Origin of the sequence: Rahnella perminowiae, from assembly GCF_019049755.1 — a bacterium.
Classification (GTDB): domain Bacteria; phylum Pseudomonadota; class Gammaproteobacteria; order Enterobacterales; family Enterobacteriaceae; genus Rahnella; species Rahnella perminowiae.
On record NZ_JAFMOS010000491.1, the window covers coordinates 1 to 12,422 of the forward strand.

Annotated in this window: 11 protein-coding genes; 3 read left to right on the forward strand and 8 right to left on the reverse strand. The window is 50.4% G+C overall.

Annotated elements, in window-relative coordinates; translation table 11 throughout:
• Nucleotides 1-53: 53 nt before the first annotated feature.
• The 6 genes from J1785_RS09710 to J1785_RS09735 all read right to left on the reverse strand — a co-directional run bounded on the left by J1785_RS09710 (nt 54) and on the right by J1785_RS09735 (nt 7,282).
• Nucleotides 54-371 carry a PTS sugar transporter subunit IIB gene (locus tag J1785_RS09710; protein WP_129952565.1) on the reverse strand — a complete coding sequence of 106 codons (318 nt, stop codon included), beginning with the start codon at nt 369-371 and terminating at the stop codon, nt 54-56.
• Nucleotides 372-451: 80 nt separating this feature from the next.
• The gene (locus J1785_RS09715; RefSeq protein ID WP_217219311.1) at nt 452-2,521 is read right to left on the reverse strand and encodes a beta-galactosidase; all 2,070 of its coding nucleotides are present in this window, start codon (nt 2,519-2,521) and stop codon (nt 452-454) included.
• Between the two features lie 65 nt (nt 2,522-2,586).
• A complete protein-coding gene (locus J1785_RS09720) occupies nt 2,587-3,738 on the reverse strand; it encodes a glycoside hydrolase family 53 protein (RefSeq protein WP_238483162.1) in 1,152 nt (383 codons plus the stop codon).
• Between the two features lie 64 nt (nt 3,739-3,802).
• The gene (locus J1785_RS09725; protein ID WP_129952562.1) at nt 3,803-4,654 is read right to left on the reverse strand and encodes a sugar ABC transporter permease; all 852 of its coding nucleotides are present in this window, start codon (nt 4,652-4,654) and stop codon (nt 3,803-3,805) included.
• Between the two features lie 14 nt (nt 4,655-4,668).
• The gene (locus J1785_RS09730) at nt 4,669-5,970 is read right to left on the reverse strand and encodes a carbohydrate ABC transporter permease (protein ID WP_129952789.1); all 1,302 of its coding nucleotides are present in this window, start codon (nt 5,968-5,970) and stop codon (nt 4,669-4,671) included.
• A gap of 85 nt (nt 5,971-6,055) precedes the next feature.
• Nucleotides 6,056-7,282 (reverse strand): extracellular solute-binding protein, encoded by a 1,227-nt coding sequence (locus J1785_RS09735; RefSeq protein WP_129952561.1) that lies wholly within the window; start codon nt 7,280-7,282, stop codon nt 6,056-6,058.
• 276 nt (nt 7,283-7,558) lie between these two features.
• Between J1785_RS09735 and J1785_RS09740 the strand changes: the two genes are divergently transcribed.
• On the forward strand, nt 7,559-8,662 hold the full coding sequence (locus tag J1785_RS09740; RefSeq protein WP_129952560.1) for an ABC transporter ATP-binding protein: 1,104 nt from the start codon (nt 7,559-7,561) through the stop codon (nt 8,660-8,662).
• Between the two features lie 93 nt (nt 8,663-8,755).
• A complete protein-coding gene (locus J1785_RS09745; protein ID WP_129952559.1) occupies nt 8,756-9,715 on the forward strand; it encodes a D-2-hydroxyacid dehydrogenase family protein in 960 nt (319 codons plus the stop codon).
• Nucleotides 9,716-9,771: 56 nt separating this feature from the next.
• Here the strand turns inward: J1785_RS09745 and J1785_RS09750 are convergent, their stop codons facing one another.
• Together J1785_RS09750 and J1785_RS09755 are read right to left on the reverse strand one after the other, a co-directional pair.
• Nucleotides 9,772-10,104, reverse strand: a complete 333-nt coding sequence (locus tag J1785_RS09750) for a DUF496 family protein (RefSeq protein WP_013574907.1) — start codon at nt 10,102-10,104, stop codon at nt 9,772-9,774.
• A gap of 167 nt (nt 10,105-10,271) precedes the next feature.
• Nucleotides 10,272-11,369 carry an FUSC family protein gene (locus tag J1785_RS09755; protein WP_129952558.1) on the reverse strand — a complete coding sequence of 366 codons (1,098 nt, stop codon included), beginning with the start codon at nt 11,367-11,369 and terminating at the stop codon, nt 10,272-10,274.
• Nucleotides 11,370-12,054: 685 nt separating this feature from the next.
• Between J1785_RS09755 and J1785_RS09760 the strand changes: the two genes are divergently transcribed.
• Entirely contained in the window at nt 12,055-12,393 is a 339-nt protein-coding gene (locus tag J1785_RS09760) for a GtrA family protein (protein WP_217219312.1), read from the forward strand.
• The last annotated feature ends 29 nt before the right edge of the window (nt 12,394-12,422 follow it).

The window sequence follows — 12,422 nt, forward strand, 5'->3', positions numbered from 1 at the left end:
AGGCAGCCTTGTGTCGGGCTGCCTTTATTTTTAGGGCATTTACGTAAGAGAGATTAATTACTTTTTAAACCAAACTTCTCAGTCATTAATTTCTTCAGGCTGTCGGACTGCTTACCAAATATGGCATGCACTTCCTGACCGATGATTACCACGCCAATCGCGCCGGTCTGCTGGATAGCGCCGGAGTTCACCCGCCTGAGTTCTTTTACCGTCACCCGCAAACGGGTAATGCAGGCATCAACGTTAATAATATTATCGCGCCCGCCGAGTGCATCAATTAATAACGCCACATCAGTCGGTGGCGGGATCTCATTTTCAGGGCTTTTATTCTTCGCAGAGAATACATGCATAAAGTCTTTAATATTTACCATGATGAACACTCTCTTTCAGGAATGAAAAAAAACGTGCAACCGGAAAAACCTGATTGCACGTGGTTGTTAAAAATAAGAGTTTAAGAAATGGCAGATAAACGGCGCGACAGGATCTGACAACCGAATGCCGGCAGCGTCAGTTTGCGGGGTAATACACCGCCATGCACCATGTCGCGGTAATCATCCGGCAACGTCACCGTCTGACTGTCTGCGGCGTAGTTTTGCAGGAAGATAAATTCATTTTCGCCGTCTGTGCGACGTGCTGCGGTGACACCCTCCGGTAAATCCGTTTCTATCGCCCGCGGCAACTGTATTTCTTTTGCCAGCGCGGTATAAAAATCAGCATGGAATTGCTGATCGTTGCGCGAAGCCAGGTAATAGGCCTGGCCTTTGCCAAACAGATTCACGGTCACCGCCGGGGTTCCCGCGTAGAAATCCTCGCCATACGTTGCCAGTGCTGCCGCGCCTTCAAGATGAATCACTTCACACAATTTGCTGGCACGATACGGACCGTTTAAGCCCAGCGCGTTGCCTTCGGTACCGCTGACACTGTTGTGCTGGTCATCAGTCAGGCTGTCGATTTCTTCCGCCCAGATCCCCAGCACCGGACGCAACGGCCCCGGGAACCCGCTGAGGAAACACAAATCTGTTTCGTTAACGATACCACTCCAGTAAGTTGCGACAAACCGGCCACCGGCCTGCACGAACGCGGTGATCCGCTCACCGACGCCTGCCCGCACCATATACAGCATCGGCGCAATCACCAGGTCGTAACCGGTTAAATCGCAGTCGGCGTTGATCACATCGACCGCAATGCCCTGCGACCACAGTGCGCGGTAATGTCCGGCGACGGTATTTTCATACTCCAGCCCTTCATTACGCGGCCCGAGGGAATCGTCCATCGCCCAGCGGCTTTCCCAGTCGAAGATAATCGCCACTCTGGCTTCTACGCGGCTGCCTGCCACCGGCGCCAGTGCGGATAAAATCCTGCCCAGTTCAGACACTTCGCGTCCGACGCGGGTATCAATATGCCCGACGTGATCAACCACCGCGCCGTGGAATTTCTCCGAAGAACCACGGCTTTTACGCCACTGGAAATACTGCACCGAATCCGAACCGTGCGCGACTGCCTGCAGGGAGGACAAAATGTGCATCCCCGGCTTTTTCAGTTTGCTAACCGGCTGCCAGTTGGTGAAACTCGGCGTCGATTCCATCAGCACAAAGGGTTTGCCCTGTTTCAGGGTACGCATCAGGTCGTGATACATCGCGGTATACGCCGCCAGACCAATATCGTCTTTGCGGGTGTGCCACATCGGATAACTGTCCCACGAGATAAAATCCAGCACACTGGCCAGTTTCCAGTAATCGTAATCGTAGAAATATTCCATGAAATTGGTGGTCGCCGGTAACGCCGGGTTCTCCGCTTTCAGCGGACGGATTTCCTCACTGTAAAAACGGGCCACCTGATCGGTATTAAAACGACGCCAGTCGAGATTCAGCCCATGAACGCCACTTTCGCCCTGTGGTGATGGTGATTCAATCTGCGCCCAGTCGGTATAAGTGTGGCTCCAGAAAGTGCTCCACCAGGCCTTATTCAGCGCATCCAGTGTGACATAACGGGCTTTCAGCCAGTCGCGGAAACGGGTCTGGCAAAAATCACAATGGCACTCGCCACCGTATTCGTTGGAAATATGCCAGCCGATAACGGCCGGATGATGTGCGTAGCGCTTCGCCAGCGCGCTGTTCATCACCTGAACTTTTTCGGCATACACCGGCGAACTCATGCAGTGATTATGACGTCCGCCATGCAGCGCTTTTACACGGTCGCGCCCCACGCGCAGGACTTCCGGGTACTTTTGCGACATCCACGCAGGACGCGCCCCGCTTGGGGTGGCGAGAAATACCGAAATGCCGTTTTCGTGCAAACGATCCAGCACCTGATCCATCCAGCCAAACGTGAAATGGCCTTCTTCGGGTTCCAGCGCTGACCAGCTGAAAATTCCGACGGACATGACATTACAGCACGCCTCTTTCATCATTTCGACATCACGAATCAGGACATCGGGGCTCTCCAGCCACTGTTCCGGATTGTAATCCGCGCCATGTAACAGGCCGGAAATCTTACTGCTCAGAGGAGGAAATTTCGTCATGCTTGGGTCCTTAGGAACTTTAAGAAATATTCACACCCCGGCCAATCCGGCCGGGGAAAAAGGGATTAATTGAAGACTTTGATGGAAGGAAGAACCTGGCCGTCACAGCTGAACAACGCCTGATTTTCGCGGGCGTTGCCCTCTTTCCAGTGATCATTGATGTAGGTCATACCGGCAGGTGTCGCCCAGCCGGCGCCGTCAACAGCGATCCAGGTCGGTTCCCAGTAGAAAAGGCCCTTGCCGCGATGATCCGGCACGGCCACCAGGCTTTTGATCAGATCGCTGAGGAAATCGGCCTGGCCCTGCACCGTGCCCGGATAGCCGCCGTCTTTGGCTTCTTTTTCCGTGAAACTGTTTTCAGCTGCATCACAGTTTTTGGTGGTATAGCCGTAAGCCACTTCCACGACGATCACGTCTTTGTTGTAGCGTTTGCTGATGTCATCCATATTGGTCTGCAACGCTGAAATCGGGCCATTCCAGTAAGTATAAAAAGACAGGCCAATCACGTCATAAGGCACGTTGCGACGGTTGATTTCATCGAACCACCAGCGGAAGGTATCGTTCTTGGTGCCTTCAGCCAGATGCAACATGATTTTGATATCTGACGGATTTTTTTCGTCCGCGCGGACACCGGTAATCGCCGCATTCAGCAACCCGGCCAGACGGTCAAACTCGCCGCCGCCCGCGCCCCAGCTTTTGCCTTCCGGCCACAAAATGCCGCCGTTCATTTCGTTACCGACCTGCACCATATCCGGCACGGTGCCCTGTGCGCGGAATTTGGCGATCACGTCACGGCTATAATCATGAATGGCAGTTTTCAACTGCGGATAATCCATTTTCTCCCAGCTTTTTGGCTTGAACTGTTTGCCGGGATCGGTCCAGAAATCGCTGTAATGAAAATCAAGCAGGATTTTAAAACCCAGGGCTTTAGCGCGTTTCGCCAGTTCCAGCGTGGTGGCCAGATCGTTATTTCCGCCGCCGTACGGATGGCCCTGTGCATCTTTCGGATCCACCCATAAGCGTAAACGGACGTAGTTAAAACCGTTCTGCCTGAGGATCACCATCGCATCGGTCTGTTTGTGGTTCTGGTCAAAGAACTTGCCGCCGTGTTTCTCCACATCTATCAGCGTCGAGATATCAGCACCCTTGATGAAATCTGCGGGCACGTTAGCGACTTTTTTGATCACCACATCCTGTGCCACACCGGAGAACGACATGGCCAGCAGTACGCAGGCCATTGCGCTTTTATTGAAAATCTTCTTAGAAAATAAAGACATCGGATTATCCTTTTGTACTGCCAGCCGTCAGGCCGGAAACGAAGTATTTTTGTAAGGCGAGATAGAAAATGGCGACCGGTACGGCGATCAGTACCGCCCCTGCGGCGTACATGGTGTAATTAGCCCCCATTTTTTGCGCCACCAGGTTGTACAGGCCAATCGGCAAGGTGTACTTATCCGGTGTACGCAAAATGGTGCTCGAAAGAATGAAATCCCCCAGCGGGCCGGTGAAGGAAAACAGCGCTATCACCGCCAGGATCGGCTTCGACAGCGGCATGATGATTTCGATGAAAATGCGGAAATTACCGGCGCCGTCCATCCGCGCTGATTCATCCAGATCTTTCGGAATGGCATCGAGATAGCCTTTCATCAGATAGGTGTTCATTGGGATCATGCCGCCGACGTAAATCAGTACCAGCGCCAGATGGCTGTTGATAAGCCCCAGTAATTGCGCCAGCACGAAAATGGCGATCAGCGCCGAAAACTGCGGGATCATCTGCAATAAAAGGAACAGCATCAGCCCGTCTTTCCGGCCTTTAAAACGAAAGCGCGAGAAGGAATAAGCGGTAAAACTCACGCAAATCAGGGTCAGGATCATGGTCAGGAAACTGATTTTCATCGAGTTCCAGTACCAGCCGACATAATTCACTTCACCGTTAAATAAGTCTTTGTAATGCTGGAACGAGACATTCTCCGGAATAATCGACGTACTGAGCAGGCTGTTACCGGCATTGAGTGACGCACCGACTGTCCAGATAAGCGGATAAATAATAATTACCCCCACCATCAGCAACAGTAAATAACTCAGCGCAAGGCGGATAAACCGGTTTCTTTTAATACTGGTGTGTTTACTCATATTCCTTCTCCCGGTTACGCCATATCATCTTGTTTAAATGAATTCGTTGACCGGAATTGCCACAACGCAATACCGACTACAAATATCGATAGCAGAATTGTAATGGTCGCCGCAATAGCATATTGCGAAGATGACATGGTGAGTTTATATATCCACGACACCAGAATATCCGTTCCGCCCGCATTCGAACCGGCCACCGCCGGGCCACCGTTATTAAACAGATAGATGATATTGAAATTATTAAAATTGAAGGTGTATTGCGTAATAATAATTGGCGCAATGGAATATAAGACCAGCGGCAACGTAATGGTTTTGAGTTTCTTCCAGGTACTGGCACCATCCATCGTCGCGGCTTCATATAAATCGTTCGGGATAGCCTGCAATACGCCGGTAGTCATGGCAAACACAAACGGGAAGCCCAGCCAGGTCTGCATCATGATCAGCGCTGTTTTGGTCCAGAACGGATCGGTCAGCCAGGCTTTAGGCTCAATACCTAAGGCCGCCAGAATGCCGTTATTAATGACGCCAAATGAATCATTGAACATACCCGCAAATACCAGAATGGTAACGAAACCCGGCACCGCCCACGGCAATATCAGCACGGTGCGGATCAGCGCCTTGAAGCGCAAATCTTTCTGATTCACCAGAATCGCCAGCATGACACCCACCGTACATTGCAGCGTGGTCGCCAGCACCGTCCAGACCACCGTCCATTGCAATACATCCAGCAATGTGGAGCGCCAGATATTGAGCGTGAAAATATTAATAAAGTTTTTGAACCCCACCCAGTCGACTAATTTCGCCGGTGGCGTGTGATATAAATTGTAATTAGTAAACGCGATTGAGAAGCCGAATATAATTGGAAAAACCACCACAAACACCAGTAAAATAAAACCCGGTGTGATCATTAGATAGGGAAAACCTTCACGCAGCAGCAAATGATATTGCTTACGCACGCTGGGTAATTCCATGCCCTGGTCACGGCGTTTACCGTTTGCCCATGCATCGCGCAGGCTCCAGTAATAAAAAGCCGCACCGAATGCGCCAATCAGCAGACTGATAATGCCTTTGGCGAGCAGAAATATCGAATTATCACGCGGTACTTCTTCACCCAGCGTATATAAACCCCATAATCCCTGACGCAGGAAATCATAGAACACGCCGGCGAAACAAATAAGAATGATAAAAAACAGTATTCCCTTGGCCCATTGCCGGTTATAAAACTGCCCAAAACCGGGGATCAGCGCCACCGCCAGCGCCACCGGTGCATGGTGGCTGGCGGAAAGTGGCGCCGGGTTTTCCTCATGAAGACGCATAGACACAAAGATGTTCCTTTCACTGGTGAGGGAGTGAAATCACTCCCTCCTGTCAGACATACGGGGTTTCAGCAAGCGTTACCGGTTACTCGTTGCTGGCTTTCGCCGCTTCGATTTGCATCTGAATATTTTTCACCGCATCGTTGAGCGCGGCATCAACCGGTTGTTTGCCGGTCACACCCAGCTGAATACCGTTATTCGCCGGGCCCCACACTTCCTGCATTTCCGGTACACCCGGCATGGCCGTCGCGCGGGTAGACTGCTCTGCCACCGCGTTGGCTTTTTCATCGTTTTTAATCATCGGATCGTTAACCAGCGCCGTCAGAGCAGGGATTTCCTTGGTCACTTCGTAGCGCACTTTGGCGTACTTCGGCTGGTTGATGAAGGTGATGAATTTTTCCGCCAGCGGTTTTTGCTTGCTGTAAGTTGAAACCGCATAACCTTTCACGCCGAGGAATGAACTCATCGGTTTGCCGTTTGGCAGCAGCGGTAACGCTTTAACGCCATAGTGAATTCCCGCCGCTTCATATGGCTGGAAGGCCCACGGGCCGGTGATCACCGCAGCCGCTTTCTTCTCAGTAAACAGCGAGTCGATAGCGTTCAGCCCGTTATCACCGACAATCCCTGCCGGGAATAACCCGTCGGCATAGAATTTCTTCAGATAAGTAATGGCTTCAATGCTGCCCGGTTTGTTCAGGCCGATATCTTCAACGTTGATTTCACCCTTCGCATCTTTACCGAAAATGTAGCCCCCCATGGAAGCCATCGCGCCATAGGCGTAATACACTTCGTCAAACTTGGCTAACAGGCCGTATTTGCCTTTCGCCCTTTCGGCTTTGGAGAAGGTGTAATATTCGTCGAGGGTCGCCGGTGCCTGCGGCAGTAAATCTTTGTTGTAAATCAGCACCAGCGTTTCGACTGCTTTCGGCACACCGTAGGTTTGTCCTTTAAGCTGGAAGGCGTTTAACGCCGGCGGTGTGAAGCTGGCAAGAAACGTTTTGTCGAGATTCAGCGGTGCCAGTAACCCCTGTACCACGGCCGTGCCCAGCTGATCATTAGGGATCACGACGACGTCAGGGCCGATGCCTGCCGGACCATCCAGACGTAATTTCTCCGTTTGTTGTGCATAAGGCGTTTCCTGCACAACGACTTTGACATTGTTCTCTTTTTCAAAATCTTTCACCGCGTCGGAAATACCGGAAGATTTCTTAATATCCTCCCAGATAAGCAGTTGCCCCCCGGCTGCCCGGACGGCCTGGCTGCTCAGACTTAACGACATCAGTACCAAGGCAGTAAGGTGTGTAATTTTCATTGTTGCTCCTGGATGTGAAGGTATAACATTTTTGTAGGGCTTATAACGACACTCAATCTAAAATCCTTGTACCAAACCCCATAAAAGCTGATTTAATACTGATTAATGTCGCCTTAAAAACTATGTTATACGTTAAACTTACAAGCTATAAATCACTACAAAAAGATGCGCATTGTGTGATATTCTCTCCAAAATTCGAACCCGCTTGTGCAAACGCTTACACAAGGTGGTTATAGTCCGAAACATCAGCGGTATGAATTCTTTATGAGGTCTCACATGTCCAGCATCAGACTTAAAAATGTGGTCAAGCGTTTTGATAAAACAGTGACATTACATGGCATCAATATTGATATTGAAGACGGCGAATTCACCGTTTTCGTCGGGCCATCAGGATGCGGTAAGTCCACCCTGCTGCGCATGATTGCCGGGCTGGAAGAGATTACGGAAGGAGACGTTTACATCGGCGAGCAGCGGGTGAATGACGTCGATCCTTCCCGGCGTGGTGTGGCGATGGTGTTTCAGTCTTACGCGCTGTATCCGCACATGACCATTGCAGAAAACATGGGTTACGGGCTGAAAGTCAACGGCGTGCCGAAAGAAGAAATTCGTCATCAGGTGGAGATGGTCGCCAAAACGTTGCAGCTTTCTCATCTGCTGGACAGAAAACCGAAACAGCTTTCCGGCGGACAGCGCCAGCGAACCGCCATCGGACGTGCGATTGTGCGTAATCCGCAGGTATTTATGTTCGATGAGCCCCTGTCTAACCTTGATGCAGAGCTGCGTGTGGATATGCGGTTACACATTTCCAAGCTGCACCAGGAACTGAAAACCACCATGGTGTATGTGACACACGATCAGACTGAAGCCATGACACTGGCCGATAAAATCGTGGTGATGAATTACGGCAAAGTCGAGCAGATGGGCGCACCGATGGATCTTTACTACAATCCGGTGAATCAGTTTGTCGCGGGGTTTATCGGATCACCCAAAATGAATTTCCTGCCTGCTGAAGTGATCCGCTGGCAGCCGGAACAGCTCGAAGTACGCCTGACGCCGGAGAAGACCCTGACACTGGCACTGAGCACCTCTGAACTGTCGGCGGGTGATAAAGTCACGCTTGGGATCCGCCCTGAACATTTGCTGTCGCAGGAAACCGAAAACGTGCTGGAATTTAACTGCGAAGTGGTAGAACGGCTGGGCAACAGCACGTATCTGTTTGGTCAGTGTTATGGCATTGATGGCTTTAAAATGCTGCTGCCGGGCGACATGGCTTTCAACCCTTATCAGAGCCTGACCACCTGGTTTGATGCCAAACGTTGTATGGTGTTCAGCGAAGACGGCCTGCGCATCAGCGCGCCCAGCCTTTCTCATCTGCATTAATTAATCTTTTCAGGCCGCGTTGCCGGGAGACTTCACCTCCCGGCTGTTTCAGTGTTATATCTCTTTATCATGATTTTCATATGAGAGATTTCCATGCCACTTCACTGCCGGATTCTTGATGATTACCAGAATGTTTCCCTGTCGCTGGCTGACTGGCAGTCACTTGCACCACAGGTGGAATGCCGTGCGCTGACAGAACATATTGCCGACGAAAATGCCCTCGCTGAAACGCTGAAAGATGCCGACATTGTGGTGATTATGCGTGAACGTACGCCATTCACCGCTGCACTGTTTGCCCGCCTGCCCAATCTGAAACTGCTGATCACTTCCGGCATGCGTAATGCGTCGGTTGATCTTGTCGCTGCGAAAAAACATGGCGTGACGGTCTGTGGCACCGGCAGCGGACAGGCCGCGCCGGTTGAGCTGACGTGGGCCCTGATCCTCGGGCTGGCACGGCATCTGGTCACGGAAAATAATGCGCTACGTCACAACGGCCCGTGGCAAAGCACGCTGGGCGTCGGCCTGAGCGGTAAACAGCTTGGTCTGCTGGGGCTGGGGAAAATTGGCCAGAAGGTGGCCCATATCGCGCAGGCCTTTGGCATGGAGGTGTGCGCGTGGAGTCATAATCTGACCGCAGAACACGCCGCAGCACATGGCGTAAAATTCTGCACATCAAAAGAAGCGTTACTGCAAACCAGCGACGTGGTTTCCATTCATCTGGTGCTCGGCGAGCGCACACGCGGCTTACTGGGTGCGAAAGAACTGGCACAGATGAAACCCTCTGCCCTGCTGATCAATACGTCGCGCGCTGCCATTGTCGATCAACCCGCCCTGCTCAGCGCGCTGCAAAACAGTCAGTTAGCCGGTGCCGGACTTGATGTCTTTGATGCCGAGCCATTGCCGGCCGATCATCCTTTCAGAACGCAACCGAACGTGCTGGCGACACCCCATCTGGGTTATGTCGCCGACAGTAATTATCAGGTGTACTTCACCGAAGCGGTCGAGAATATCCGGTCATTTCTGGCGGGTAAGCCGCTGCGTGTGCTGGATTAGTGCAAACGTAAAAAAACCGGGTATCCACCCGGTTTTTGCTTTCAGCGGCGACGAAATTACTTGGTTTCGTTGGCTTTGATTTCGCCCATTGCTTTCAGTTTCTTGGACATTTCACGACGTTCTTTCGACAGGTCTGCATTGCGGATGATGTAGTCATCAACGCGATCTTCATAGTCGCCGCGCATGCTGGCAATGATCGCCTGAATTTCGTCGATGCTCATGCCTGGTTTGATGTAATCACTCAGGTTATCGAGCAGCAGAACGCGTTTCTGGTTGTCACGGATTTTCTTTTCGTTGTCAGCAATTTCACGTTGTAATTTGTTTTTACGACGGAAAATGCGCACAAACTCCAGAACGTCCTGGAAACTCGGCTTGTTGATATTGTCCATTTTAACACCTTCGATTAAGTTACACAGATTCAGTGACTGACTTGTCGCAACCGCTTGGTCTGCCTTACCGGCAGTTAGCAGGAAGACTAGCAAAGATCGGGCGGTGCGCTCAGATAATCGTCCAATAAGACCATCTTACCCGTTTTAGACCGCAGACAAAAATCCCTTCATGCTTTTGGCGTTTTAACGCTGCTTATTTGAGCGTCTTCTTTTTGCATCGTCATGGTGATCAGGTCTCCCATCGCCCGCAGTTGTTCCGCGACCTGCGAACTCAGCCACACATAGCCGTACACCTGCGCTTCCAGATGGTGTGCGGCATTCATTTCCGCCATCAGCGCTTTCAGTTCTTCTGCAGATTCATTCAGCTGATGATTGATCGTCAGTTCATCACCTTTGGTGCCGTTCATCAGCATCAGACTGAGTTTTTCCAGCGTATCGAGCATCAGCCGTTGCGCGCTGCGCAGCGTGCGGGCATTAAGCATCAGGAAATGGCTTTCGCGCGAACTCCAGTAGGCATCGGCCAGCAGTTCAAGAGTACACAACAGATTACGGCTCAGAGTCTGGATAGCGTCAAACACTTCACGCGGAATATGCGATTCCTTACTGGCGGGAGCAAACAGAGAACGCATTTTGACCATCTGCCCCATCGTGGTTTTCATTTTACCGTGCAACTGCGGGCGTTCAAGCATGTTCGGCGACAGCCAGGCGCTGTAAAGTTTATTCAGCGACATCAGGTAATCGGCCATCTGCATGCGCCAGTGAATAAACGCGCGCTGGGGGTAAATACTGGCGAAAAGCAGTGCCAGCAGGGAGCCGAAAATCACATCACCGGAACGCCACAGTGCAGTATTCATATCGCCAGGTCCCGCGCCACACACGACCGCCAGCGTAATCCCAATCAGCAGCGCCATATACGGACGCTTGCCGAGAGTCAGATAACCGCTGACGAACATCACAATCCCGCACCACATCAACATCAGCGGAAAGGAATAGAGTTCAAGCCATAAGGCTATCAACCCTGAGAGTGAACCGAATACAGTGCCGGTGATGCGCTCCAGCACCCGCTGAACCACATTCCCCCAAAAGGAAATCGGCCCCATCACCACCACCATTGTGATCAGCGGCCAGGTGCCTTCAGGGATTTTTGTCAGCCGGACAATCAGGAATGTCAGAATAAACGCCACCGCAATACGCAGGGCGTGAGTGACTCTGTAATTACGGTAAATGATGTTATCCAGCTGAGAAATTTTCTTGTCGAGACGCACGTTGAGCCTGCCGTAAGGCATAAATACAAAGAAGGCGCTAGTTTAGCCGAGTTACCAGAGGGGATCACCCTGGTTTTTATCAGGGATTGGGTACGGTGAGACGGAAAAGCGGACCGCCGGGATTTATTTAACAACCGGCCCTGGATTGTGCCAGTATTTTGGAATGGGGTTAAAGGAAGCTTCGGAAGGAAAATACTCTCTTCTCAGTGACAATATCCTTCGGTGCATTTACTGCTTATCAGACGGGGTTTGTGCTTATCTTCTAAGTCTGGTCGCAAAATTAAGAAAATTTATTAACAATAACAAGTCAATATTTTTGAGTGACAGAGTAAATTCCATAGATCGTTATATCTCGTTGAAAATATATGTATTGCAGCACTATCAATTTGTTGACGTAATTTTCACCAAATACTGTAATTGAGCGACACGGATAAGAGTACAGATACAGCAATGCCGGAAGCCTCGGTTTGCCTGTGAAGTATGAGGACATTGAGAGGTCTCTTGGCGACAGGTTGCTGTAGTGTTGAGTAAAATCCAGTCTGACACACCTAGGTAGCCATAACATAATCACATTAATTATGTTAACGCTTGTTAAGTTAACATTTTTAACTACCATTACCTATCAACTTACGGTACGTGTTTTAAGCAGGTTAGAGTGTCCACAAATAAATTACTCGCTAAATATATGGTTGTTGGGCTTTTCAATACAGGGTTAACAGGTATCGTTATATTTTCCCTGATGTATGCCAATGTGAACATTTATTTGGCCAATGCTATTGGCTACGTAGTTGGTATAATATTCAGTTTTATCCTAAATACGCTCTTTACATTTAATTCGACCCCAAGCTTCAGCAGATTGATAAAATTTCTGGTGACTTGCGGAATTGCTTATCTTGTTAACCTTGTTCCAATTACATGCATATTATTCTTCTTCCCGGATTACACTTTTTTCTCGCAAATCATAGGGATGATTTTTTATACCATAACAGGCTTCCTACTTAATAGATTTTGGGTGAGGAAATGAACGATTTTGATATACCGCAGGACTGCGAT